Below are 24,668 nucleotides of genomic sequence, written 5' to 3' on the forward strand. Positions count from 1 at the left end.
CCGACTCCTCGCGCTACTGGCCGGTCGAGAGCTACAGGCAAGGCATCAATCCGCCCAGCTATGACAAGCAGTTTGTGCGTGACTGGTTGGAGCAGGCTTCAGTTGATGGCAAGCCTTGGGGCAAGACGGCGCCGGCGCCGGCGCTGCCGGCTGCGGTGATTGCCAACACGGCGGCCAAGTACATGGAAGCCTTGCAGCGTTTGACGCAGGCATGAACATCAAGAGCCGTTTGCTGAAGCGGCTGGACGCCGATATCGCAAAAGCGGGAGGAGCAGCGCAAAGTGCCAGCCTGAAGGTGCAGCGTGCCGTGGCACGCATGCGGCATGGGCAGATGAGCCAGGCGCGGGAGGATTTGACGGCCTTGCATCTGCTGGCTTTTCAACACCCGAACCCCGAGATCGCGGCTTGGCTGCATTACGCCGAAGGCCTGATGAGTTACTACACCGACTTCAGCAGCGCTGCGCAGGAGAAGGTGGTGCGCGCGCAGCAAATGGCCAAGGCCGCGGCGCTGGCCGAGTTGGGGGCGTTGTGCTCGGCATGGCTGGCGCAGTTTGCGTATCTGCGCCACGACTTGCCGGAGATGCTGGCGCAGGCGCAGGTTTGTGATGAGCAGGCCATGCCGAATGACCATGACGCGCGCTACCGGCTTTGTACCGTGATGGGCCTGGCCTACGATTTGACCGGCCGCGCCGATTTGTCGCGTGACTGGTATGCCAAGGCGCGCGCGCACGCGCTGGCCGACGGCGACGATGCCTCACTGTCGGCGCTGATGTACAACATGGCCGCGACCCGCACGGCGCAAGTGCGGCGTGATGCTTTGTCGCATGGCTTGGTGCAGGGCTCGGGGCTCTTGCTCGGCGCCGACTCGATCAGTCATTACGACGCTGCGGTCGGGGGCTCGGTGCTACCGGATTTGACCTCTATTTTGCGGGCCCAGATTCTGACCGTTGAGGGCAACTACGAGCAGGCCCGCAGCTTGTTCGAGACCCATCTGCCGCAGACGATGGCGGCCGGCTTGGCGCGTTGGAGCAGTAGTTTGCTGGCCGATTTGGCTTGGTGTCGGGCCAACACCGGCCAGGCCGCGCTGGCTTTGCAGCAGGCGCATGAGGCCGAGTCGGAGCTTGACGCGCTGTGTGACGCCGACGACAGGGCGGCCGCGCACAGCCGCTTGGCTCAGGTGTTCACGGCCTTGAGTGAAACGGCGGCCGCTGCTCGGCACGATGCGCAGGCCAATGCCGGCTGGCTGGCATTTGCTGAACAGCAGCGGCAATGGAGCGAGGCCCTGGCCCAGTGCGAGCTGCGGCCCCGCTAACCCATCAGTTCAGCGCCATGCTGAGCTTGCGGCGGTACTGATCCAGCAGCGGGTCGCGCGGAACCACTGCGGCCTGACCGGCCAACTCCAGGGTGCCCTTGGCCTCGGCGGCGGCCACTTTTGGCGCAGGTCGGCTCATCAACTCCAAAATTGCCACATAGGTCTTGCGCGCCAAGCCGTTGTTCCAGGCCTTGTCGCGCATGATGATTTCCAGCAGCTCATCCATCGCCTCGGTATAACTCTGGCGTGCGAACAGACCTTGGGCCAGGGCGAAGCGGGCGTCGAAGTCGCGCTTGTTGGTGGCGACGGCAGCTTGCAGTTCGCTGCTGTTCAAGCCAGCTGCCGCGCGCTCGGCGGCCGCCAGCCAAGCCCCAAGCGCGGCAAAGCGGGCATGCGGTGTGATGGTGTCCACCGCTTTGGCGGCGACCGGCTCAAAGGCTGTCTTGGCATCGGCCAAAAGGCCCAGCTCCAGCAAGGCTTTCACATAGTCAAAGCGCGCCGTTTCGTTGGCAGGGTCGGCGTCCAATGCGTTTTGCAGCCTGGCCAGCGCGGCTTCCAAGTCGCCCTCGGCCATCAAGTCCTCGGCCGCGGCGACTTCTTCTTGCGCTTCCAGCACTTCGCCGGCCGGCACATGCTTGTCCAAAAACTCGCGAATCTGCGCTTCCGGCACGGCGCCGACGAAGCCGTCGACCGGCTGGCCGTCGACAAACATCACGCAAAACGGAATGCTGCGCACGCCGAACATCTGGCTCAGCTGGTTGGAGATCTCGGGCACTTCGTCGGCATTCACCTTGGCCAGCTTGAAGCGGCCAGCATAGGCGATCTCCAACTGCTCCAGCATCGGCCCGAGCGTGCGGCAGGGCCCGCACCAGGGTGCCCAGATGTCCAACAGCATCGGCTGCTGCATCGAGCCATTGATCAGTTCGGATTCGAAGTTTTGTAAGGTGATGTCAATCATGGCGGCGTGGCTGAATGGCGGATCGAAAATGGCTGGCAGGGAGCAAATGGCGCTCGCCGCCTACAATTCAAGGCTTTAGTGCTTACTGGCTTAGCGGACTTGCCGAGCTTCTCAATGAACATAGCAGCAGCAACTCCTTTGGTCGGCGTGGTGATGGGTTCCAGCAGTGACTGGGACACCATGAAGCATGCGACCGCCATTCTCGCCGAGTTCGGCATCGCCTTCGAGGCGCGCGTGGTGTCGGCCCACCGCATGCCGGACGATATGTTCGCCTATGCCGAGCTTGCTGCCGAGCGCGGCCTGCTGGCCATCATCGCCGGGGCCGGTGGCGCCGCTCACCTGCCTGGCATGTTGGCCGCCAAGACCGTCGTGCCGGTGCTGGGCGTGCCGGTGGCCAGCCGCCATCTGCAGGGCGTCGATTCACTGCATTCGATTGTGCAGATGCCCAAGGGCATCCCGGTCGCCACTTTTGCGATTGGCAATGCCGGTGCTGGCAACGCGGCCTTGTTCGTGGTCGCCATGCTGGCCACCCGCGACGCCGAGTTGCGTGCGCGACTGATGGCCTACCGCGCCCGCCAGACCGAGGCGGCGCGTGCGATGACGCAGGATTTGGTCTGATGCTGGACACATGCTTGCCGGGTGAAGCCAGCCTCGGCGTGATGGGCGGCGGCCAACTTGGCCGTATGTTTGTGCATGCGGCGCAAAGCCTGGGTTTTCGCACCGTGGTGTTGGACCCGGATGCTAACAGTCCCGCTGGCTTGGTGGCACATCAACATATCCGCGCCGATTACCTGGACGCAGCGGCCTTGAACGAGCTGGCCCGGCAATGCGCCGCCATCACGACCGAATTCGAAAACGTGCCGGCGCAGGCGCTGGCGCAGTTGGCGCAAACCCGCTTGGTTGCGCCGGCCGCGGCGGCGGTGGCGATTTGCCAGGACCGCGTCGCCGAGAAGGCCCATTTCGCCGCCAGCGCCGTCGCCTGTGCACCCTATGCGGTGATTGCCACCGAGGCCGATTTGCTGGCCGTCAGCGACGACTTGTTGCCGGGTATTTTGAAGACGGCCACGCTGGGCTATGACGGCAAGGGCCAGGTGCGCGTGCGCAGCCGCGCCGAGTTGGCTGACGCTTGGGGCCAGCTCAGACAGGTGCGCTGCGTGCTGGAGCAGCTGCTGCCGCTGGCGCTGGAGATCTCGGTCATCAGCGCACGCAATGCACAGGGTGCCATCGTGCAGTTTCCGGTTCAACAGAATCTGCATGTGGCCGGCATCTTGGCGGTCACCCAAGTGCCCGCGCCCGACGTCAGCGCCGCGCTGCAGAGTGAGGCCTTGGCCTCGGCGGCCCGCATTGCCGCCTCGATGCACTATGTCGGCGTGCTTTGTGTGGAGTTCTTTGTGCTGCAAGACGGCCGCCTGATCGTCAACGAGATGGCGCCGCGCCCGCACAACTCGGGCCACTACACGATGAATGCCTGCGATCTGTCGCAGTTTGACCTGCAGGTGAGGTCGATGGCCGGCCTGCCGCTGGTGCAGCCGCGCCTGCATTCACCGACCGTGATGCTGAATCTGCTCGGCGACCTCTGGTTCAGCCCGGCTGCGCCGGACATTGAGCGCACACCCGCCTGGGACCAAGTGCTGGCGCTGCCCGGCACGCATCTGCATTTGTACGGCAAGGCCAGCGCCCGGCCCGGCCGCAAGATGGGGCATTTGAATATCACGGCGGCCACGCCGGAGCAGGCCAAAAGCCGCGCGCGCCAAGCCGCCGCGCTGTTGGGTTTGGCGCTTGATTGGTGATGTCGCCCCAATGTTGCTGAACGGAGTCGATCCCCGCGCCATCGCGCTCGCCGCCGCCCGCTTGGCGGCCGGCGAGCTGGTCGCTCTGCCGACCGAGACGGTCTACGGCCTCGGCGCGCGCGCCGACGACGACGTGGCGGTGGCGAAGATTTTTGCCGCCAAGGGCCGGCCCGCCGATCACCCCTTGATCGTTCACGTGCTGGACGCGGCCGATGCGGCTTGTTTCAGCACCGAGTTGCCGCTGCTCGCCAAGCGATTGATGGCGGCCTTTTGGCCCGGCCCGTTGACGGTGATCGTGCCGCGCGCGCCGGCTATTGCCGCGGCGGCGGCCGGCGGCCAGAACAGCATCGGCCTGCGTTGCCCGGCGCACCCGGTGGCGCGCGCTTTGCTGGCGGCAGCGCGGGAGCAGGGCGTGCTCGGCGTGGCAGCGCCCAGCGCCAACCGCTTTGGCCGTGTCAGCCCGACCCAGGCGCAGCATGTGGTGAGCGAATTCGACGCCGATTTGCTGGTGCTGGACGGCGGCGAATGCGCGGTCGGCATCGAGTCAAGCATTGTTGACTGCAGCCGCGGCGGCGCGGTCTTGTTGCGACCTGGCGTGCTGACGGTGGCGCAGATTGAGGCGGCATTGGGCCAAACTTTGCAAGCCCCGGATGCACAAGCGCCGCGAGCGTCGGGGACCTTGGCTGCCCATTACGCGCCGCGCGCTACCGTGCGTCTGTACAGCGCGGTGGACTTGGCTGGACGCTTGACCCGGCCGCTTCCCTTGGGCCTGGCGGTATATTCCCGTACCGTGGCGGCGGCGCAGGTCGGCTTGAGGCGGCAGATGCCGGCCGATGCGCTGGCAGCCGCGCAACAGTTGTTCGCTGTGCTGCGCGAGCTGGATGCGGCCGGTGCGCAGGAAATTTGGATTGAATTGCCGCCGCTCGGCAATCAGTGGGACGGGGTCCGGGATCGGCTGACCCGCGCCGCTGCGGCGTTTGAGGCCTAGGCTTGAATTGTGTTTGGAATTATTGGACGGAGTTTTCATGAAGAGTATTCAGCGTAGCGCATACCGCTACGGTCGGGCTTTGTTGTCGATGGCTGCTTTGGCCGTGCTGGCAGCCTGCGGCGGCGGCACCGAACAAATCGATCCCTTCAATCCGACTCGCATCATTGCACTCGGCGACGAGTGGAGCTTGATCACGCCTGAGGGCAAGAAACACAGCATCAATGCGCTCAACGCCACCACCGGCGTGCTGGAATGTGAAAACAACCCGATCTGGGTGCAAACGCTGGCTTCGTCTTTTGGCCTGGTGTTTGCCGAGTGCAATCCCGGTAAGGTGGCCGCACCGCAAGGTTTGATGCGCGCTCAAACGGGCGCCAAGGTGGCCGACTTCAAGCTGCAGATCGATAGCCTGCTGGCCACAGGCATTGGCCCACGGGACCTGATTTCGGTGTTGGTGGGCGTCAATGACGTGATGGAGCTGTACGCCAAATATCCGGCGCAAAGCAAGCAATCCCTGCTTGCCGAGGCGCGCGCACGCGGCAAAGCCATGGGCGGGCAAGTCAATCGGCTTGCCAGGGCCGATGGCCGGATCATTTTGTCGACGCTGCCGGACATGGGTTTCTCGCCGCAGGCGGTGGTGGACAACAAGCTCGACGCCACGCGGGCGCAATTTTTGAGCGATTTGACGCGCGAGTTCAATCTCGAAATGCGCGTCGAAATCATCAATGACGGCCGCTTGATCGGCTTGGTGCTGACCGATGAAAACACCCAGGTCATTGCCCGTTTTCCGAGCAGTTTTGGCATTTCCAATTTCACCGATGCGGCCTGTCTTGCCAGCCCTGCCTTGCCCGATTGCACGGTCAAGACCCTGACCCCGGAGGCCACCAAAGACAATAGCTGGACCAGTTATTTGTGGGCCACCGACCGGCTGTATGCGCCCGCCGGGCATTCGCAGATTGGCAACATGGCGGCGACCCGCGCTCGCAACAACCCTTTTTGATTTTCTGCCCAGCCAACGAGCCCGGCCGCGCTCAACCGGCCGGGTTTTTTCGTTCGGTGGGGCCGCCAATTACACTGCCGACATGAGCATATTGCTGGCCCTGGATAGTTCCACTGAAACGATGGCTTTGGCGCTGACGAGTCCTGAGGGGCGTTGGCTGTTTGAAGCCGAAGGTGGGCCGCAGGCGTCGGCCCGTTTGGTCCCACAAGCGATGGCTTTGTTGGCGCAGGCCGGCCTGTGCTTGGCCGATGTCGACGCCATTGGCTTCGGCTGTGGCCCCGGGGCGTTCACCGGTTTGCGCGCGGCCTGCGCGGTGGTGCAAGGCTTGGCATTCGGGGCGGGCAAGCCGGTTTTGTCGATTGACAGCTTGATGCTGGTGGCGGAAGCCGCCCGTCAACAAGCCGAGCTTGACGCGGCGTCGCTGGGCGGCTCGATCTGGGTTGCCATGGACGCGCGCATGGGCGAAATCTATGCCGCCCACTATGCGTGCAAGCAGGGCGTTTGGTCGGTGGAGCGTGCGCCGGCGCTGTACACACCGGCGGCCTTGTGCGCGCTGTGGGCTGCGCAGCCGCCGCTGGCGCTGGCCGGCTCGGCCTTGACGGTGTTTGCCGAATCACTCGATCTTGTTGACGTGCCCAGTGGCCGCCGCTGGCCCCGCACAGATTTGCGGGCCGCAGCGCTGGCCGCCTTGGTCACCCAAGCCTGGGATGCCGGCTTGCAGATGGACGCCGCCGAGGCGATACCACTCTATGTGCGCGACAAGGTGGCGCAGACCACGGCGGAGCGCCTGGCGGCGCGCGCCAGCGTATGAGTGTCAGCCCATGAGTGCCCAGCTTGCGGACGATGCAGCGCGCTTGTGGCCGATGCGCATCGCCGATATTGAAGAAGTTTTGGCCATCGAGCGGCAGGTGTATGCAATGCCCTGGTCCGAGGGAAATTTCATCGACTCGCTGGCGGCCGGCTACGCGGCCTTCGTGCTGCGCAACGCCCCCATCTTGCGCGCGCCGCGCAGTCAGATGCTGGGCTACGTGCTCGCCATGAAGGGCGTGGACGAGATGCATTTGCTCAATCTTTCGGTGGCGCCGGAGCTGCAAGGTCGGGGCCTGGCGCGTCTGATGCTGGATGCCTTGTGCGGCACTTGTCGCGAGCAGGCCTGCACACAGCTGTGGCTGGAGGTGCGGGTCGGCAATCAGCGCGCGCGCGAGGTTTATCGGCGCTATGGTTTTGTAGAAATGGGTTTGCGGCGCGCCTACTACCCGGTGCCGCAGGGCGCACGTGAAGATGCCGTGCTGATGAGTTTGGCGGTGCCGCCATGAGTTGGGACGCCCGCCAGCGCGCGATGTTGGCCGAAATGGGTTTGCGGGTTTGGACGCCGGCAGTCGTGGCGGTACCCGTGCCTCAGGCCATCGCGGCGGCGGATCTGCCGGCCGCTTCACCCGCCCGGACCAGTTTGCCGATCGCTGCTGTGCAAGCCTTACCGGCGGCGCTGCGGCTGAATCCCGAGCAAGACCGGCCCGAGCGCGGCGCGCGCGGGCCCGCGATTGCCCAAATGGGCTGGGAAGAACTGCGCCGCAGTGCTGCCGAGTGCCGAGCCTGCGGGCTTTGCGGTGGCCGCAGCAACAGTGTTTTTGGCGTCGGCCAAACCACGGCGCAATGCTTGGTCGTTGGGGAGGCGCCGGGCGAGCAAGAAGACGCCCAGGGCGAGCCGTTTGCCGGCCAGGCCGCACAGTTGCTGGGCAATATGTTGCGGGCGATCAATTTGTCGCTTGATCAGTCGCCCCAGGCCGGCATTGCGGCCGAGCGGCAGGTCTATCTGAGTGCTGCGTTGAAATGCCGGCCGCCACCGGGCAGCACACCGGGGCCGGATGAATTGCAGCAATGCCTGCCCTATCTGGCGCGGCAGATCGAGTTGCTAAGACCGCGCATTATTGTGGCCCTGGGTCGCCTTGCGGTGCAGACCTTGCTGGGCAGCAATGAGCCCTTGGGGCGGCTGCGCGGGCGTGTGCATGCCTATCAAGGCATCCCGGTGATCGTGAGCTTTCCGCCCAGCTACTTGCTGCGCAATTTGGCCGACAAGGCCCGCGCCTGGGAGGACCTTTGCCTGCTGCGGGCGACGCTGGACGGGCTGGCTCCGCCATGAGCGCCGCCGCTGCTTCGGCCTTCAGCCTTGACTCGGCGTCGCTGCCTTGTCCGGTCGCCTTGCTGGATAGGCAGGGGCGCGTCTTGCAGGCCAACGCCTTGTGGCCGCAAGACTGGCGCGACGATTGGGCGGCCTTGCTGCCGGTGGAGCGTCAGCTGTTGCTGCAAGCGCTGGGCGCCGCGGCGGACTTTGAGTTGAATTTGCAGGCCGGCGTGGTGTTGCAGGCCCGCTGGGATAGCGCCCAACAAGCCTTTGTCTGCGTCCGGCAGGCCGCGCTGCCGGGCGATGCGGCAAAACTGGAATCAGAGGCGCGGCTGGCGAAGTTCATGCAAGCGTCGATGGAGGGCATTGCGTTTCATTGCGACGGCGTCATTACCGACGTCAACCCACCGCTGTGCGAACTGTTCGGCTACCGACCGCAAGAGTTGCTGGGCCGGCCGGCGCTTGATCTGGTGTGCCCCGACGAGCGGGCCAAGGCGGCAGAAATCATGCAGTCCGGCCGCGAGCTGACCTATGAGACCGCCATGCTGCACCGTGACGGTCACCCCATCGCGGTCGAATTGAGCGTGCGGAGCTTGGCCTGTGGCGGCGAGATATTGCGCATGTGCATCATGCGTGACATTCGCGAGCGCCAAGCCACGCAGGCCCGCATCCAATTTCTGGCTCATCACGATGGCCTGACCGGCCTGCTCAATCGCAGCGCCTTTATGGAGCAGGTGCAAGCCTTGATTACGGCGCCGGTGGCGGCACCCGAGCGCCGCAGCATGGCCCTGCTTTTCATCGACCTGGATAACTTCAAGCGCGTCAATGATTCGCTCGGCCATCTGGAGGGCGACAAGGTTTTGAAGACGGTGGCTGGGCGCATCAGCGATTGCCTGCGTGCGTCCGATCTGGTGGCGCGTTTCGGCGGCGACGAGTTCGTCATCTTGCTCAGTGATGTGCATGAGCAGGCCGATGTGCTGGTGGTGCTGCTGGCCTTGCTGGCCGTGGTCGAAGTGCCGGTAGATGCCGATGGCCACGGGCTGACCGTCACGCCCTCGATCGGTGTGGCGATGTATCCGGCCCATGGCGCCAGGGTCGAGGACTTGATCCAGCATGCCGATATGGCGATGTATCTGGCCAAGGCCAAGGGCCGCGCCAGCTATTGCTTTTATGAAGCCAGCCAAGCGGACGGCGCCTATGCGGAGCTGGTGCTTGAAAGTCAGCTGGTGCAGGCGATCGAACGGAACGAGTTTGTTTTGTACTTCCAGCCCCAGGTGGCGGCCGCCAGCGGTGAGTTGTTGGGCGCCGAGGCCTTGCTGCGCTGGCAGCATCCGCAACGCGGCCTGCTCAGCCCGGACGCCTTCATCGATGTGGCCGAACGGCACCGTTTGATGTTGGATCTGGGCGCTTGGGTGATGCGGGCGGCGGCCTTGCAGGCGCGTGCCTGGCACCAGCACGGCGTGGCGCCGGTGCGGATTGCGGTCAACCTGTCGCGCATGGAGTTCCGTCTGGATGGTTTTGCCGAATGGGTCGCCAAGCTGCTGCATGACTTGGGCGTGCCCGGTGAATGGCTGGAGCTGGAGCTGACCGAGCGCATGTTGATGGACGAGATTGCCAGCGCCCCGGCCACCTTGGCCGCCCTGCGTGGCTTGGGGCTGACGGTGTCGGTGGATGACTTCGGCACCGGCTACACCTCGCTCGCGCATCTGACCCGCTTGCCGCTGGACAAACTCAAGATTGACCAGAGCTTTGTGGCGCCTTTGCCGGCCGACCAAGGCGCCGCGGCGATCGTGCGTGCCGTTATTCAGATGGCTGCGGGCTTAGGGCTGCAGGTCAGCGCCGAGGGCGTGCGAACGCAGGCGCAGCGCGATTTGCTGGTCGAGTGGGGCTGCGATGGGCTGCAGGGCGAACTGATAGGCGAGCCGATGTCGGCGCAGGCGTTTGAGCATTGGACGGCGCAGCGGGCATGACAGCGATCACGTCCGACGGCCCGCTCGACGCTTTGATCCGCCAAGCCATCACCGAGGCCGGTGGCTGGCTGGGTTTTGATCACTTCATGGCCCTGGCCTTGTATGCGCCCGGCTTGGGCTACTACAGCAACCAGCGGCGAAAGTTCGGCCTGATGCCGGGCGCCAAGCAGGGCGGCTCCGACTTTGTCACCGCGCCCGAGCTGTCGCCGCTGTTTGGCACTGCGCTGGCTGCGCAGGTCGCGCAGGCCTTGAGGCAGACCGAAACCAGCGAAGTCTGGGAGTTCGGCGCCGGCACCGGTGCCTTGGCCGAGCAAGTGCTGCAGGCGCTGGACGCGCAGGGCCAGCCGATTACCCGCTACAACATCGTCGATTTGTCCGGCAGCCTGCGTCAGCGTCAGGCCGAGCGCTTGCAGTCCTGGGGTGACAAGGTCAAGTGGTGGGATCAGCTGCCGGACAGCTTTGACGGCGTGCTGCTGGGCAACGAGGTGCTGGATGCGATGCCGGTGCAGCTGCTGGCTTTTGATGGCCGGGCTTGGAGCGAGCGCGGCGTCGTGCTGGGTGCAGACCTGGGCTTGGCCTTTGCCGACAGGCCCACCGAAGCGCGCCCGCCGGTGGAGGGCTCCCTGCATTTCCCGCCCGACACGGTGACCGAAATCCACCCGCAAGCCGAGGCCTTTGTCCGCACGTTGGCGGCCGGGCTGCGGCGCGGGGCGATTTTCTTGATCGACTATGGCTTCCCAGAGGCCGAGTACTACCACCCGCAACGCTCGGGCGGCACCTTGATGTGCCACCACGAGCACCGCGCCGACGCCGACCCGTTGGTCTTGCTCGGGCAAAAAGACATCACCGCGCACGTCAATTTCAGCGCCATTGCCTTGGCCGGCCAGGACGCGGGCCTGAGCGTGCTGGGCTATACCAACCAAGCGCACTTCTTGTTCAACTGCGGCCTGGTGGGCTTGCTGGAGACGGCCGGCTTGGCCGAGCGCGTGATGGCGCACAAGCTGATTGCCGAGCATGAGATGGGTGAATTGTTCAAGGTGATTGGCTTTGCCACCGGCGACGGCTTTGACGCCATCGGCTTTGCGGCCGGTGATCGCTCACACAGCCTGTAGCTCGAGCAAGGCCTTCAAACGAGCCGCCTGCACGGCCCGGCCAACCGCCGGCCCGCTCTTGCCTTCGGCCAAGGCCGCCGCACTGGCAGCGCCCAGATCGACGCCCAAGACCGCACGCAGATCGCGCAGCAAGAGTTCGCGCTGCGGATAGGGCCTGTGCTCCAGCCCCTGGCGGCCCCGGGCATCGCATTCGCAGGCCCAAAGCAGTTGCTCGAAACGCTCGGGCCGCCGCCACGCATCGCAGCGCTCCAGCAAGCGCAACCGGGCCTCGGCTGAGAAGCCCTCACACTGGTGCACATGGGTGTGCTCGCGCGTCACCAGCTCGGCCAATTCACGGCAGTCGGCCGGCACGCGCCAACGTTCACTCAGGCGCTTGACCAAGGGCAGGCCGCGGCTCTCATGGCCGATATGGCGGGGCAGCAAGTCTGTTGGGGTCAAGCCCTTGCCGAGGTCATGGCAGAGGCAGGCGAAGCGCACCGCCAGCGGCGCGGCCTGGGCGGCGCATTGCTGCAGCACCATCAGCAGGTGGATGCCGGTATCAATCTCGGGGTGATGGGCCGCGGGTTGCGGCACGCCGAACAAGGCGTCAACTTCGGGGCAAAGCCGGGCCAGGGCGCCGCAATCGCGCAAGACTTCGAGCATCCGCGCCGGCTGCGCCTCCATCAGCCCACGCGCGAACTCCTGCCAGACGCGCTCCGGCACCAGCGCGTCAATTTCGCCGCCCGCCACTATTTGCCGCATCAAGGCCAATGTTTCAGGGGCCACGCGGAAGTCTGCAAAGCGCGCGGCGAAGCGGGCCAAACGCAAGATTCGCACCGGGTCCTCGGCAAAAGCGGGCGAAACATGGCGCAAGACCTTGGCGGCCAAGTCCGCTTGGCCGCCATAGGGGTCAATCACCTGGCCCTCAGCGTCCTCTGCCATGGCATTGATGCTGAGGTCGCGGCGCGCCAGGTCTTGCTCCAACGTCACCTCGGGCGAGGCTTGAAAATCAAAGCCGTGGTAGCCGGGCGCCGTCTTGCGCTCGGTGCGGGCCAGTGCGTATTCCTCGTACGTCTGCGGATGCAAGAAAACCGGAAAATCACGCCCAACCGGCGTGTAGCCGGCTTGCAGCATCGCTTGCGGGTCGGCGCCGACGACAACCCAGTCCCGGTCCTTGACCGCCAGGCCCAACAGCCGGTCGCGCACCGCACCGCCCACCAAATACTGCTTCACGGCGACTCCGGTAGTGAGAGAACTGTCATATTCAAGTGGTAAAGTGAGTAATGAGCCGAATACCCCCCAACCGGGGGGTGCCCGAACTGAGCGCAGCGGCTACATTGTGACTTATGCGTTTTAACTGTTTCGTGCCTTCACTTGAGGTGCGGCTACTTCAAGGGAAATATGATGACACTGAATTTTGCTAAGTCCGCAGTTGCAGCGGCTGTTTTGGGTCTGGGATCGTTGGCTGCGAATGCGTCCACCATCTTCTGGGGCGAGCATGATGCGGTCGAGTTCGGCGGCTTGGTCGTTGCTGGGAATTTCACCGACTACTTCACATTTACCTTGACGCCTCCTGCGACGGTTACCAGCACGACGGTTGCCAGCAACAACTTGAACTTCCTCAACATCGTTGGTGGTCAGTATTCTTTGTGGAACAGTGGTAGCGATGGCGTAGGCGGCGACGCAGACACCTTGGTGACTACATTCAACTTTGACGGCACAACAGGTAGCACCTTCAACAGTGCGGTTTTGAATGCCGGCAACTATTTCTACAAGGTCGAAGGCAATGCCAACGGTATCGCTGGCGGCATCTACGTCATCACCTCGACTTTGGCTCCAGTTCCTGAGCCAACCACCTACGCTCTGCTGCTGGCAGGTTTGGGTGTTGTCGGTTTCGTGGCCCGCCGCCGTAAGTCTGTCTAATCAACAGACAAACGCTAGATTTGGCCGCAAGGCCGGTTTAACAAAGAGCGCCCTGGTGGCGCTCTTTGTTGTTTCAGGGGCGCGGATTTAACGGCAGCGCAAAATGTTTTAGCCGTCTTCAGTTGTGCCGACCCCTGCGCGTTCATGGGCATTGCCAAATATGTGTTGCAGTGCACAACTTGTTTCAATTTCCCCTCAAATCGGGGGAGGGCGACGCCGGCGCTCGTCGCTAGAGTGCGTAGCAAGGGGGCAGTAGGAAGTTCCTGAACCGGCCCAGGGTGGGCGTATTGAGTTTTTGATTAAAGAGAAAAACATGAAAAAATTGAATTTTGCCGCCGCAGCTCTGCTTGCCGTTTCGTCTTTTGCTGCGACTGCCGCTGACCAAGGTTTGAGCTTCACTGCGGACGCAGGTTCCTTTGTGTCGAGCTTCACCGGCACATCCGTCTTGCTGGAAGGTGGCAACGACGTGCTGACTTTTGCTGGCTTGGCTGCCGGCAAGTATGAGTTCACGCTCACCATGTCCAGCCAGAACGTCACCTGGCAAAACTCCACTTTCAATGGCCTGACCGTTGACTTCAGCGCCCCGCAGGGCAGGAACAAGTCGGTTTCTGGTTACCTGGAAAGCACCGCAAGCTCACCATTCGTTTTGGCGCTGAATGGCGCTGCGATGCCAAAGGGCAACTATTCCGGCGAATTGACCGTGACTGCCGTGCCTGAGCCAAGCAGCTACGCGCTGCTGTTGGCGGGTCTGGGTGCCGTCGGCTTCGTGGCTCGCCGCCGCAAGGCTGCCTGATCCCAGGCAAGTCATAGCTTTGGGCCGCAAAGGCCTGATATGAAAAGAGCGCCCTGGTGGCGCTCTTTCTTTTTTAGGTCACAGCAACTCAGGCTTGTTGCCTACCTTTTGCCGATACGGCTCCTCGAAGTCTAAAAAGTCCTGCTCAGCGACGGCGTCCTTGACCCAGGCGGCGACCGCTGGATGCTGTTCAACCGCCTGCATATAGGCGCCGGCCGTGTCGCTCAGCGGCAGACCATAGCGCGTGACGCGCATCACCACCGGCGTGAAATAGGCGTCCACCGCAGCGAAGGCGCCGAACAAAAACGGCCCGCCGCTGCTGGCCAAGGCATCGCACCACAAGGCATCGATACGCGCCAAATCGACCCGCAAGGCCGGCTCCGAGTCAAGCAGTTTGGCGCCCACGGCGCTCAGGTCGGCGTCGATATTCATCGGGCACAGGCTGCGCAGCTTGCCGAAGCCGGCATGCATTTCGGCGCACAGGCTGCGCGCGCGGGCGCGCTGCTGGCGCTCACGCGGCCAGATCGCATGCTCTGGGAACAGGTCGGCAAGCGCTTCGGTGATGGCCAGGGTGTCCCAAACCGCGAACCCATCGTCCTCTTGCAAGACCGGCACCTTGGCCGTCGGCGTGAGCGGGCCCAGGGCTTGGTAAAAGGCCGAATCCGGCGTGAAGTCAAAGCGAAGCTTGACTTCGTCAAAAGGGATGCCGAATGCCTTCAGCAGCACCCTGGGCCGCATCGACCAGGACGAGTAGTTCTTATTGCCTATATACAGCTTCATGCTGACCCTCCGATTGAATATGAGGCGTCAGCATAGCCAAGCGCTGCGCCTTGATGGGTGAGATTTGCGCAAGGCGGTGATGCGCTTGGCGCATCAATGGTGAACACCGCGCCAGCCATCAAGCCGGGCACAGCCCTGACCCAGACCCAGGTAGCTTGGCACCACAGCGGCGAGCGATTGGGGTTTGATGCCCATTGTTTCAAGCCCCGGCAGCAAGCCACTCGCGACATTCGGGACGCGCATCGAGGCCAGGTTGTCGCGCGACATCAGCGGTTCGCCCGGCATCAGTTCCATCATCAATGCCTGCGCCCAAGCCAGGGGCGCCGGCAGCGCCAAGACCGGCCGCGCATGGCCGCTGATTTGCCCGGCTAAGCGCACGATCTCGCCCAGTGTCAGCACTTGTGGGCCGGCGAGCTCAAAGGTCTGCCCGGCCGTATTGGCGTCTTGCACACAGGCGACGATCGCGGCGGCCACATCCTCGACCCAGACCGGCTGGAACTTGACCTTGGCGCCCGCCAGAGGCATCAGCGGGAAGATGGCCTGCAGCTTGGCGAAGAGATTGACGAAGCGGTCGGCAGCACCAAATACTACCGAGGGCCGCAGCACGGTCAGCGCCAGATCAGCGCTGCGCAGCACCGCCTCGCCGGCCGCCTTGGAGCGCAGATAGCGGGACGGCGCCGGCTTGCCGTCGCTGCTCACACCCAAGGCGCTGACATGAATCAGCCGCCGCACGCCCGTCGCCGAGCAGGCTTCGGCCAGGCGACGCGGCAAGTCCACATGGGCGCGCTCGAACTGTGCTTCGTTGCCCTGCAAAATGGCGATCAAATTGATCACCAGATCATGGCCGGCGAGCAGGCTTTGCAATTGCGCGGGCTGATGCACATCGGCCTGCAGCACCGTCAGCCCCGGCAAGCCCTGGATCGCTTGGGCGTGCGCCAGTCGGCGAGTCGGCACCGTGATGCGTGCACGCCCACCGAAGCTGCGTGTCAGCTGTTCACACAGGCTGCGGCCAATAAAGCCGCTGCCGCCAAGGATCAGGATATTAGGATTACTGTTCATCATTGCTGCTCTGCTGGAGTGATCGTCGGGCTGTTTTCGCGCGGGCCAATCGGCTGACCCAGGCGTGCGCGCAAGCTGACGTCTTCAAAGCCCAGCACCTGCGCATAGAGGGTCGAATTGGTGAGCACCTTTTTGACATAGTCGCGGGTCTCATTGAAGGGGATGCTCTCGGCCCAGATCGCGGCTTCCACCACCGGCCCTTCGCGCCAGCGCCGGGGCCGCCCCGGCCCGGCGTTGTAGGCGGCCGCGGCCATCGCCATTGAGCCACCAAAGTCGTCCAAAACCAGCTTCAAATAGCTGGCGCCGATCTTGATATTGAAGTCGCGGTCCGTCATCAGCTCGGGGCGGAACTCGGCGCCGATTTTTTTGGCCGTCCAGCGCGCAGTGGCCGGCATCACCTGCATCAGGCCCGAGGCACCGACATGCGAGCGGGCATCCATCACGAAGCGCGACTCCTGCCGGATCAGGCCGTAGACATAGGCCGGATCAACCCCGACCTCGCGTGACTTGGCCAATAGTTGCCGCCGGTGCGGGGTCGGGAAGCGCTGGCTGATATCGACCTCGACGCGGGTGCGCTCGCTGGTGTTGATGCAGCGGTCCCAGATCTCGCGGTCGCAGGCCTCTTGCGCGGCCGCGCGCAGTTCGCGGTCACTCATGCGCGCCAGGCTGAAGTTCCACTCCCGGACGCCTTCGTTGCGCAGGCCGATATCAATCAGCAGCAAGGCGCTGTTGAGCCCGGCATGGGCCTGCGCTCGGCCGCGCTCAGCCGGCGTCAAGGGGCTGGGTGTGGGCGGGAGTTGGAGGGCTAGGCCAATTTCCTCGGCGGCCAGGCGACCGTAGAAAGTCATCGGCGAGGCAATGGTCAACAGCGAGCCGCGCGCCTGGGCGCGAATCTGCTCGCCCGCGGCACCGTCGGCGGCAGTCGCCAACAGCGCCCGAGCCCGCCAGAACTGCCAAGCGGGGTCGGCCTGATCGGTTTCGCTCAACTTGGCAATGGCGCTGAGGACCTGCGGCCACTGGCCGCCGCGCAGTGCGGCCCGGACAGCCCAGACCCGCGTTTCTGAGCTCCATTCGGGCGGCTGCTTGTGCTTGGCCTGCAGTTTCGCGGCTCGCTCGAAGTAAGCGGCCGCCTCCGGCTGCAGCTTGAAGGCGGCCTGGCGGCCGATGTGCGCCCAGGTCCAGGCCGACAGCTCGACCGGCAACTCCGCCTCCCAAAGTCTGACCATCAGTTCCGCGGCTTGGCTCGGATCATTGGCCGCCACTCGCATCAGCGCCAATGTGGCCAACTCGGTGTGGGCGCGTACCCCGCCCTTGGCCTTGCGGCTGATGTAGCGCGACGGGTTGTCTTGCAGCTCGACCACGGCCAGCTCCGCCGGGCGGCCGGCAAGACTCGCGGCCTGCTTGATGGCGCGCGGGCGCTGCGCTTCGACGCTCAGGCGCAGCTTGAGCCAAACATCAGCCGCGCTGAATTGCTTGGCTTCAAGCAGGGTGCTGGCCAGCAAATGGCAGCCTTCGTCGCCGTCACGCTGAGCCAGCCAATTGGCGCGTGCCTGCTCGGTCACATTACGGCCATTCAGGTGCTCAATCAAGAGCGCATAGCAAGCGACCTCGCGGTCGTCGCGCATCTGATAACGCTGATGATCGACGGCGAAATTCTTCCAGTCGCGCCGCCGCCCCAGCTCCAGCAACCAGTCGTTGCGCAGCCTGTCCTCCACATAGCTGCCGGTCCAGCGGGCATAAAAAGCCGTCACCTCGGGCTGGCTGACCTCGCCCAGCCGCAGGCCCAGCTCCCAGTAATCGACCCAAGGCGCGAGTGGGTGGCGCTGCGCCTGCGCGACCTCGTTGATGGCTGCCAGCCGTTTGCGGTCCTTGCGACGCTGCGCGTCATGGGCATCCAGCACCAGACTGCCTTGAGCTATGGCGGCGGTGGTGGTGGCGGAGGTTTGGGCCTGGGCTCGGCCGGGTATAGCCAGGCACAAGGTCAGCGCCAACGCACTCATCGCTCCATATACTGCTATAAAAACATTCCTCTTGCGCATCAAAGGGTACCCAGTTGTCCAACTCTCAATCATCATCATCGTCGTTGCCGCACGAGCGCCCGGCTTTGCGCGCCCAGCTCTTGGCCCAACGCACGGCCTGGGCCGCCACGCCGGCAGCGCACGCGGCCGCCGCCAGTTTGGGGCATCAACTGCGCGCACTGATCGAACAGCTGGAGCCGCAATGCCTCGGTTTGTTCTGGCCCTTGGAGGGGGAATTTAACGCAGCCGAGCACTTGATGGCATTGTTGGGCCCAGGAAACCTTGCCCTGCCATTCGGTTCCATGCCAATTGCGGCCGACCGCGCGGCCGCGGCGGACACCGACGACGAGGAAAATGATGAGGACAACGACGAGGAAATAGCCGCGCCCGAACCGCTGCAATGGGCCTTGCCCTACGCCTATAAATCGCCGCGCCGCATGGACTACCGGCTCTGGGACGGCGCCGCGCCCAGCCTGCAAGACGAGTGCGGCATCGGCAGCAGCAAGGGCGCCGTGGTGGTGCCTGATGTGGTGCTGGTGCCCTGTGTGGGCTTCACGCGCGAAGGCTATCGGCTCGGCTACGGCGGCGGCTACTTTGACCGCTGGTTGGCGGCCCACCCCGGCGTGACCAGCATTGGCCTGGCCTGGAGCCTGAGCGAATGTCACTTCGCGGCCGAGCCGCATGACCAGCCGCTGACCTTGGTCTTGACCGAGGCGGAAGTGATTTCGCCTTAGCCTTAGGGCAATGTTTCGCTAATGGCTATGCGCGCTTGGCGCGCCTGCGCCAGCAGCCAGTCATTGAACAGCAGCACCTCGGGGCGGTTCATGCTGTGGCGCGAAAGCAGCAGCCAGTAGGCAATCGGGCTGCTCATGCGGCCGGCCAAGCCAAAGGGTTCGATCAGGTCGCCGCGCTGCAACTGCTCACTGACCAGGGCCAAGCGCGCCAGCGCCACCGCTTGCCCGCCCAAAGCTGCTTGAACCTGCTGGTAGGTGAAGTTGAGATACATCCAGCGGCGCGGCTGCAGGTCGGCCACGCCATGCTCGCGCAGCCAGCGCCGCCAGCCGAGGAACTCGGCCGTGGGTCGGCAATCGTCTTCCTCCGCCAGGGTGTAGTGGGCCAAGTCGGCGGGTTGGCGCAGCGCAGGGCGCTCGCCTTGATCGCCTTGCGCCGACAACCAGCGGCTCACCACGGGCGTCAAGGTTTCGCCGAACAGGCGTTCGGCAGCGGGCGGGATATTGCCCGCGGCGGTGTAGCGCAAGGCGATATCAAACTCGCTGTCGTCCAGGTCGATCACCTGGTCATTGGCGGAGACGCGGATGTCGATATCCGGGTGCTCGCACTGAAAGGCTTCCAGCCTGGGGATCAACCAGAGCGAGGCGAAGGACGCAAAGGTCGTGACGTTGACGACACGACGACCGTGCGCTTGGCGCAGTTGACGCACGGTTTGATCGAGCCGTTCCAGCGCGGCAATCGTCGTTGATTGCAGGGCTGCGCCGTCGCTGGTCAGCTCGACATGGCGGGTGCCACGCAGGAACAGGCTGAAGCCGAGCTCTTCTTCGAGCGAGCGAATCTGTCGGCTGATGGCCGATTGAGTCAAAAACAATTCATCCGCCGCCCCGCGAAAACTCAAGAGCCGCGCCACCGCCTCGAAGGCGCGCAAGGGGCCGACCGAAAGTGGCCGTTGGCGAGTCGGTTTTGGCGCTGGCGCTGGTGGTGGTGGTGGTGGTGGTGGTGGTGGCGCTACGGGGGCTTGATTCATGCGTGAATGGTATCAATGCCGTGCGTGCATCTCATTGGACGTTGCGCCCAGCGATCCCTAGTATTCATGCCCATAGACGGCGCAGATGGGGTCGTGAACTGGAGTTGAAATCATGAGTCATTCGCAAGCATTGTGGTTCTTGGCGCCGGGTGAGGCCCTGAGCCTGGAAATCGGTCCGGGCGCACGTGAACTGGCCGTTGCCAAGGGGCGCGTCTGGTTGACGCGCCAAGGCCGGGTACAGACGCCGGCCGAGGACGAGTGGCTGGAAGCCGGCCAAAGCGTCGCGCTGGCCGCCGGCAGCCGAGTCGTGCTGGAGGCGTGGCCGCAGGCCGCCTTTCAGTTGCTGGTGCCGCCGGCGGCCTGCAAATTCAGGACGCCGCCTTCTAAATCAGCCGCTTGAGCGAACGGCCCCAAAGGCGCCTGCAGTTCCAGGCAGTGAGGGCGTAGGTCTTTGTTGACCATGACTCAAATGTATTGGCACACAATCGGGGCCACCGGGTTGGAGGGAGATTGTCCGTGGACTTGAACGACCGCAGCGCTTTGCGCCACAAGCTGATCCAAGCGCGCCTGAATCTGCCGAACCGGCCGGCGCTGGCTGACCATTTGCAGGAGGTCTTGCGGGTCTGGTTGCTGCGCCGACCCGAGCTGACGATTGGCGCTTACTGGCCGATCAAGGGCGAGTTCGATCCCTTGCCGGCGCTCTATCGCTGGGGCGAGAGCAACCCTGAGCGGCGTATCGGCCTGCCGGTGGTGGACAAGGCCCATGGCACTTTGCGCTTTCACGTTTGGTATCCCGGCTGCGCGATGGAGGAGGACGCTTACGGCATCCCCAAACCCAAGCACACCGAGGTCTTCGCGCCGCAACTGCTGTTGGTTCCTTGCGTCGGGTTCGGGCCTTGCGGTCTGCGCCTGGGTTATGGCGGTGGCTTCATGGACCGCACCCTGGCAACGCTGCGGCCAATCCCGGCCACGGCCGGGATTGGCTACGCGCATGGGTTTCAGCCGCTGCTGAAGGCCGAACCGCATGATGTGCCGTTGGATGCGATGCTGACCGAGGACGGCGTGATGTGGGACCGCAATGCCTGAGAATGCCTGCATGAACACCTATGCACAACACCTGACCCTGCTACAGACGCAAGCCGAGAGTGCCTTGGCGCGTTCCGGCTTCGATGCCCTGCTGATCGCCTCCGGGATCGAGAAATTCGCGTTCCTGGGCGACCGGCCCTATCTGTTTGCCCCCAACCCGCATTTCAAGCATTGGCTGCCGCTGAGCAATCATCCGCACAGCTGGATCGTGGTGCGGCCCGGCCACAAGCCGCGCGTCGTTTATTTCCAGCCCGATGACTACTGGCATGTGCCGCCCAGCCAGCCGACCGGCGAATGGGTGGAGCTGGTCGAGCTGATCGTCATCGGCCGGGCCGAGGATGCTGCTGCACACCTGAAGCTGACTGGGCGTTTGGCCATCGTTGGCGAGGCGGATGCGGCCTTGGATGGGGTGGTGCCGAACAACCCGCCCGACTTGCTCAATCTCTTGCATTACCAGCGCGCCCGCAAAAGCGGCTACGAGTTGGCGCAGATGCGCGCCGCCTCAGGCCGCGCCGCAATCGCCCACCTGGCTGCGCGCGACGCCTTTATGGCCGGCGCGTCCGAGGCCGAGATTCACCGTGCCTATCTGGTCGCCAGTGGCCACACCGACCGCGATCTGCCCTATGGCAATATCGTGGCGCTGAACGAGCATTGCGCCGTGCTGCATTACCAGTACCAGGATGTGCAGCGCCCGCCCGAGAGCCGCTCCTTCCTCATTGATGCAGGGGCGCAGGTCAATGGCTATGCCTCCGACATCACCCGCACCTGGAGCAGCCAGGGCCGCGATGCCGATTTCGACGCTTTGTTGGCCGCGATGGAGAAGGCTCAGCTGGCGCTGGTGGACGAGGTGCGCGACGGCGTGGACTACCGCGACATTCACCTCAGCACGCATCGCCGCATTGCGGCGATTCTGCAGTCGCAGGGTATCGTCAAGATGAGCGTCGAGGCGATGCTTGAGCAGCGCGTCACTTCAATCTTCATGCCGCACGGCATTGGCCATTTACTGGGCCTGCAAGTGCATGACGTCGGCGGCTTCATGGAAGACGAGCATGGCGCCGTGGCACCCAAGCCCGAAGGCCACCCCTATCTGCGCCTGACCCGCAAGCTGCAAGCCGGCATGGTGGTGACGATTGAGCCGGGCTTGTATTTCATCCCGACCTTGCTGCGTCAGCTGCGTGCTGGCCCCGCGTCAGCGGCGGTCAATTGGCCCTTGGTCGAGCACCTGAGCCGGTTTGGTGGCATTCGCATCGAAGACGATGTGGTCTGCCGTGCCGAGGGCGGGCCGGAGAATCTGACGCGGGATGCGTTCGCGGCGCTGGTTTAGAAACGCATGCCCAAGCCCACGCCGATCAACAGCGGGTCAACCTTGAAGTCGCCGATTTTCTTGCCGTTGGAATAAACATCGGTGCCAAGTTGCACCTTTTTGACGTCCAGGTTTAGAAAGATGTTCTTGGCGATTTCGATGTCGGCACCGACTTGCACGGACAGACCCCAGCTGTCGCTGTCAATGCTTGGGTTCAAGGCCGTCACGACCGCCGGGTTGAAGTTGACCGACGAGAAATCGGTGTAGTTGATGCCCAGGCCAACATAAGGGCGAACGGTGCCGGTAGGCATGAAGTGGTACTGCGCGCTGAGTGTGGGCGGCAGGTGCTTGAGCGTGCCAATCTTCGTGCCGTTAGAGCTCAGATCATGTTTTTGTGGATAGGTCAGCACCAGCTCTGCCGCGAAGTTAGGCGTGAAGAAGTAGCTGATGTCGAGCTCAGGAATCACCTTGTTATTGACGGACAAGGCTAAGTTCGGTGTGGTGGAGCCGCCATTGGCGGAGTCCAGATTGACGGCGCGCAGGCGCACCAACCATTGACCCTCTTGCGTGGTTTGGGCTTGGGCGGCGAAGCTGGCTATGCTCAAAGCAGCAGCGGCAGCGATGCTGGCAATAGCAACTACAAAATTATTCTTCATTGATCTACTTTCAAAAAAGGCGGGAAAAGCCCCGATGAAAGAGATTTGAATGCCGCAGGGCGGGTAAACCCTTGATCTAACGCAAAGTCAAAAAAGCCCTCGTGAGGAGGGCGGCGCCGATTTGATTTGGCTCAAGAAACTCGACCGAGCTTGAGGCGTTTACACAACTCCAGCGTCAGGCCCGATTGGTTGAGCGTATAGAAATGGATGCCGGGCGCGCCGCCGGCGATCAGCCGCTCGCAAACGCGTGTCATCACGTCCAGGCCAAAGGCCCGGATTGAGGCCGCGTCGTCCATATAGCCTTCCATCTTCAGCGCCACCCAGCGCGGGATTTCGATACCGTCACGGGCCGCGAACTGCGCGATGCGGGCGTAGTTGTGGAAGGGCATGATGCCGGGCACGATGGGTGCCGTGACGCCGAGCTTACCCACCTCGTCGACGAAGTTGAAGTAGGCATCCGGGTTGAAGAAAAACTGCGTGATCGCCGAGTTGGCGCCGGCGGCCATCTTGTCGGCGAAATGCTGCAGGTCCTTGGCCGCATAGCGTTGTTGCGGGTGGTACTCGGGGTAGGCGGCGACCTCGATCTGCCAGTCGGCGCCTTGGGTCTCGCGGATGAAAGAAACCAACTCGGCGGCATAACGGAATTCACCGGCGGTGGCGGTGCCGCTGGGCAGGTCGCCGCGCAAAGCCACCACGCGGCGAATGTTCTGGGCGCGATAGGTGGCCAAGATTTCGGCGATGTTTTCGCGCGTCGAGCCGACGCAAGACAGATGCGGCGCGGCCTCGAAACCGGCCTTGGCAATCTCCATCACCGTGCTGAGCGTTTTGTCGCGGGTCGAGCCGCCGGCGCCATAGGTGACGCTGAAGTAATGCGGATTCAGCACGCTGAGGTCCTGCACCACGGTCTTGAGCTTCTCGGTCCCGACCGGCGTGTTGGGCGGGAAGAATTCAAAACTTACTGGGGTGGAAATCTTTGTGCTCATGGCCTGTCTTTCTCGGTCCCCGGCGCTTGCGCCCAGAGGAAGAATTCTTTATTGCCATCACCGCCGGTGATGGTGCTCTCAAAATAGCCCAGCACCTTCCAGCCCAGATCTTTGGCGGCGCTGCGAGCCTGGGTTTCCAGCAGCGGGTATTGCTTGACGTCCTTGACCAAGCCGCCGCGTGCCAGCGCTTTTTTGCCCAGCTCGAACTGCGGCTTGACCAGCAGCAAGACTTGACCTTCGGGTGCAGCCCAAGCCGCCAAATGGGGCAGGGCACCGAGCATCGAGATGAAGCTCAGGTCGCCAACGATCAGCGGGAAACCGCCTTTGGGGGCGTGCTCAGTCAGCGCAGAGCCGGCCAGTTCGCGCACATGCAAGTGCTCCAGCGCCACCACCTGTGGGTGATTGCGCAGCGACTCATGCAACTGGCTGTGGCCGACATCGACGCCGACCACGCGTGCCGCGCCAGCTTTGAGCAAGCAGTCACTGAAGCCGCCGGTGCTTTGGCCCATGTCGAGCACGCACATGCCGCTCACGTCGAGGCCGCTGTGCTTCAGCGCTCCTTCGAGCTTGAGCCCGCCGCGCGAGACAAAGCGCAGTTCCGCGTCATCGTTGACGCGTAACTCGCCATGCTCGTTCAGCTCCTCGCCCGCCTTGCGGACCACCTGCCAGCCCGCCGGCCCCTGCCATTCGGCAGCGCCCGCCGTGATCAGCCGGGCGGCGGCCGAGCGGGTCGGCGCCAGGCCTTTGGAAACTAACAGTTGATCTGCACGCATCGGGAATTAATAGCGGTAGGTGTCGGCTTTGAACGGGCCGGTCTTAGGCACGCCAATATAGGCCGCCTGCTCATCCGTCAGCACGCTCAACTTCGCGTTCAGCGTCGTCAATTGCAAGACGGCAACCTTCTCGTCCAGATGCTTGGGCAGCACGTAGACCTTGCCGATGTCATAAGCGTCCTTGTGCGCGAACAGCTCGACCTGCGCAATCGTCTGGTTGGCGAACGAGCTGCTCATCACATAGCTGGGGTGGCCGGTGCCGCAGCCCAGATTCACCAAGCGGCCCTTGGCCAACAAGATGATGCGC

Annotated in this window: 26 protein-coding genes and 1 pseudogene; 17 read left to right on the forward strand and 10 right to left on the reverse strand. The window is 63.8% G+C overall.

What is annotated here, in order from left to right; all coding sequences use genetic code 11:
• Both RMO57_RS05180 and RMO57_RS05185 read left to right on the forward strand, forming a co-directional pair.
• Positions 1-215 (forward strand): phosphoribosylaminoimidazolesuccinocarboxamide synthase (locus tag RMO57_RS05180; RefSeq protein ID WP_310384866.1); only part of this gene is annotated, 215 nt, incomplete at its 5' end.
• On the forward strand, positions 212-1,312 hold the full coding sequence (locus RMO57_RS05185) for a hypothetical protein (protein ID WP_310384867.1): 1,101 nt from the start codon (positions 212-214) through the stop codon (positions 1,310-1,312). The genes RMO57_RS05180 and RMO57_RS05185, both read left to right, overlap by 4 nt.
• 4 nt (positions 1,313-1,316) lie before the next feature.
• Here the strand turns inward: RMO57_RS05185 and RMO57_RS05190 are convergent, their stop codons facing one another.
• On the reverse strand, positions 1,317-2,270 hold the full coding sequence (locus RMO57_RS05190) for a tetratricopeptide repeat protein (RefSeq protein ID WP_310384869.1): 954 nt from the start codon (positions 2,268-2,270) through the stop codon (positions 1,317-1,319).
• A 114-nt stretch (positions 2,271-2,384) separates the two neighbouring features.
• Between RMO57_RS05190 and purE the strand changes: the two genes are divergently transcribed.
• The 9 genes from purE to RMO57_RS05235 all read left to right on the forward strand — a co-directional run bounded on the left by purE (position 2,385) and on the right by RMO57_RS05235 (position 11,249).
• Complete coding sequence (gene purE, locus RMO57_RS05195; protein ID WP_310384870.1) at positions 2,385-2,888, forward strand: 5-(carboxyamino)imidazole ribonucleotide mutase; 504 nt, start codon at positions 2,385-2,387, stop codon at positions 2,886-2,888.
• Complete coding sequence (locus RMO57_RS05200) at positions 2,888-4,060, forward strand: 5-(carboxyamino)imidazole ribonucleotide synthase (RefSeq protein WP_310384872.1); 1,173 nt, start codon at positions 2,888-2,890, stop codon at positions 4,058-4,060. The genes purE and RMO57_RS05200 overlap by 1 nt, the downstream gene beginning before the upstream one ends.
• A 10-nt stretch (positions 4,061-4,070) precedes the next feature.
• The gene (locus tag RMO57_RS05205) at positions 4,071-5,048 is read left to right on the forward strand and encodes an L-threonylcarbamoyladenylate synthase (protein ID WP_310384873.1); all 978 of its coding nucleotides are present in this window, start codon (positions 4,071-4,073) and stop codon (positions 5,046-5,048) included.
• A 37-nt stretch (positions 5,049-5,085) separates the two neighbouring features.
• On the forward strand, positions 5,086-6,045 hold the full coding sequence (locus tag RMO57_RS05210) for an esterase (protein ID WP_310384874.1): 960 nt from the start codon (positions 5,086-5,088) through the stop codon (positions 6,043-6,045).
• Positions 6,046-6,127: 82 nt separating this feature from the next.
• Positions 6,128-6,856: a tRNA (adenosine(37)-N6)-threonylcarbamoyltransferase complex dimerization subunit type 1 TsaB gene (gene tsaB, locus RMO57_RS05215; protein WP_310384876.1), complete on the forward strand. Its 729-nt coding sequence runs from the start codon at positions 6,128-6,130 to the stop codon at positions 6,854-6,856.
• Positions 6,857-6,866: 10 nt separating this feature from the next.
• Positions 6,867-7,361 (forward strand): ribosomal protein S18-alanine N-acetyltransferase, encoded by a 495-nt coding sequence (gene rimI / locus RMO57_RS05220; RefSeq protein WP_310384878.1) that lies wholly within the window; start codon positions 6,867-6,869, stop codon positions 7,359-7,361.
• Complete coding sequence (locus RMO57_RS05225) at positions 7,358-8,185, forward strand: uracil-DNA glycosylase (protein ID WP_310384880.1); 828 nt, start codon at positions 7,358-7,360, stop codon at positions 8,183-8,185. Before rimI ends, RMO57_RS05225 begins: the two co-directional genes overlap by 4 nt.
• Positions 8,182-10,137: a putative bifunctional diguanylate cyclase/phosphodiesterase gene (locus RMO57_RS05230; protein ID WP_310384882.1), complete on the forward strand. Its 1,956-nt coding sequence runs from the start codon at positions 8,182-8,184 to the stop codon at positions 10,135-10,137. Before RMO57_RS05225 ends, RMO57_RS05230 begins: the two co-directional genes overlap by 4 nt.
• Entirely contained in the window at positions 10,134-11,249 is a 1,116-nt protein-coding gene (locus tag RMO57_RS05235; RefSeq protein ID WP_310384883.1) for a class I SAM-dependent methyltransferase, read from the forward strand. The genes RMO57_RS05230 and RMO57_RS05235 overlap by 4 nt, the downstream gene beginning before the upstream one ends.
• Here the strand turns inward: RMO57_RS05235 and RMO57_RS05240 are convergent.
• A complete protein-coding gene (locus RMO57_RS05240) occupies positions 11,235-12,461 on the reverse strand; it encodes a multifunctional CCA addition/repair protein (RefSeq protein WP_310384885.1) in 1,227 nt (408 codons plus the stop codon). The genes RMO57_RS05235 and RMO57_RS05240 overlap by 15 nt on opposite strands.
• A gap of 168 nt (positions 12,462-12,629) precedes the next feature.
• Between RMO57_RS05240 and RMO57_RS05245 the strand changes: the two genes are divergently transcribed.
• Together RMO57_RS05245 and RMO57_RS05250 are read left to right on the forward strand one after the other, a co-directional pair.
• Positions 12,630-13,151 carry an FxDxF family PEP-CTERM protein gene (locus tag RMO57_RS05245; protein WP_310384887.1) on the forward strand — a complete coding sequence of 174 codons (522 nt, stop codon included), beginning with the start codon at positions 12,630-12,632 and terminating at the stop codon, positions 13,149-13,151.
• Between the two features lie 343 nt (positions 13,152-13,494).
• Positions 13,495-13,944, forward strand: a pseudogene (locus RMO57_RS05250) (FxDxF family PEP-CTERM protein); the annotation flags it as partial.
• Positions 13,945-14,022: 78 nt separating this feature from the next.
• On the opposite strand, the gene RMO57_RS05255 reads toward RMO57_RS05250, so the two are convergent.
• The 3 genes from RMO57_RS05255 to RMO57_RS05265 form a co-directional block, all read right to left on the reverse strand.
• Positions 14,023-14,724: a glutathione S-transferase family protein gene (locus RMO57_RS05255; RefSeq protein WP_310384889.1), complete on the reverse strand. Its 702-nt coding sequence runs from the start codon at positions 14,722-14,724 to the stop codon at positions 14,023-14,025.
• A gap of 93 nt (positions 14,725-14,817) precedes the next feature.
• Positions 14,818-15,783: a complex I NDUFA9 subunit family protein gene (locus RMO57_RS05260; RefSeq protein ID WP_310384891.1), complete on the reverse strand. Its 966-nt coding sequence runs from the start codon at positions 15,781-15,783 to the stop codon at positions 14,818-14,820.
• Entirely contained in the window at positions 15,783-17,783 is a 2,001-nt protein-coding gene (locus tag RMO57_RS05265; protein WP_310384893.1) for a lytic transglycosylase domain-containing protein, read from the reverse strand. The genes RMO57_RS05260 and RMO57_RS05265 overlap by 1 nt, the downstream gene beginning before the upstream one ends.
• An 83-nt stretch (positions 17,784-17,866) precedes the next feature.
• Between RMO57_RS05265 and RMO57_RS05270 the strand changes: the two genes are divergently transcribed.
• The gene (locus RMO57_RS05270; RefSeq protein WP_310384894.1) at positions 17,867-18,535 is read left to right on the forward strand and encodes a 5-formyltetrahydrofolate cyclo-ligase; all 669 of its coding nucleotides are present in this window, start codon (positions 17,867-17,869) and stop codon (positions 18,533-18,535) included.
• A 2-nt stretch (positions 18,536-18,537) separates the two neighbouring features.
• Here RMO57_RS05270 and RMO57_RS05275 read toward each other — a convergent pair whose 3' ends face one another.
• Positions 18,538-19,560: a LysR family transcriptional regulator gene (locus RMO57_RS05275; RefSeq protein WP_310384896.1), complete on the reverse strand. Its 1,023-nt coding sequence runs from the start codon at positions 19,558-19,560 to the stop codon at positions 18,538-18,540.
• A gap of 112 nt (positions 19,561-19,672) precedes the next feature.
• Between RMO57_RS05275 and RMO57_RS05280 the strand changes: the two genes are divergently transcribed.
• From RMO57_RS05280 to pepQ, 3 genes are all read left to right on the forward strand, one after another.
• Complete coding sequence (locus RMO57_RS05280) at positions 19,673-19,960, forward strand: DUF2917 domain-containing protein (protein WP_310384898.1); 288 nt, start codon at positions 19,673-19,675, stop codon at positions 19,958-19,960.
• A 116-nt stretch (positions 19,961-20,076) separates the two neighbouring features.
• A complete protein-coding gene (locus RMO57_RS05285; RefSeq protein WP_310384900.1) occupies positions 20,077-20,646 on the forward strand; it encodes a 5-formyltetrahydrofolate cyclo-ligase in 570 nt (189 codons plus the stop codon).
• Positions 20,647-20,656: 10 nt separating this feature from the next.
• On the forward strand, positions 20,657-21,970 hold the full coding sequence (pepQ, locus tag RMO57_RS05290; RefSeq protein ID WP_310384902.1) for a Xaa-Pro dipeptidase: 1,314 nt from the start codon (positions 20,657-20,659) through the stop codon (positions 21,968-21,970).
• On the opposite strand, the gene RMO57_RS05295 is transcribed toward pepQ, so the two are convergent.
• The 4 genes from RMO57_RS05295 to RMO57_RS05310 form a co-directional block, all read right to left on the reverse strand.
• Entirely contained in the window at positions 21,967-22,605 is a 639-nt protein-coding gene (locus RMO57_RS05295) for an OmpW/AlkL family protein (protein WP_310384904.1), read from the reverse strand. The genes pepQ and RMO57_RS05295 overlap by 4 nt on opposite strands.
• A 131-nt stretch (positions 22,606-22,736) precedes the next feature.
• Positions 22,737-23,588 (reverse strand): methylenetetrahydrofolate reductase [NAD(P)H], encoded by an 852-nt coding sequence (gene metF / locus RMO57_RS05300; protein WP_310384906.1) that lies wholly within the window; start codon positions 23,586-23,588, stop codon positions 22,737-22,739.
• Positions 23,585-24,361, reverse strand: coding sequence for a TlyA family RNA methyltransferase (locus tag RMO57_RS05305; protein WP_310384908.1), 777 nt, complete (start codon positions 24,359-24,361; stop codon positions 23,585-23,587). The genes metF and RMO57_RS05305 overlap by 4 nt, the downstream gene beginning before the upstream one ends.
• Positions 24,362-24,367: 6 nt before the next feature.
• On the reverse strand, positions 24,368-24,668 hold a 301-nt coding region (locus RMO57_RS05310; RefSeq protein ID WP_310384909.1), incomplete at its 5' end, for an adenosylhomocysteinase.

The organism is Roseateles sp., assembly GCF_031397715.1.
Lineage (GTDB): Bacteria > Pseudomonadota > Gammaproteobacteria > Burkholderiales > Burkholderiaceae_C > Paucibacter_A.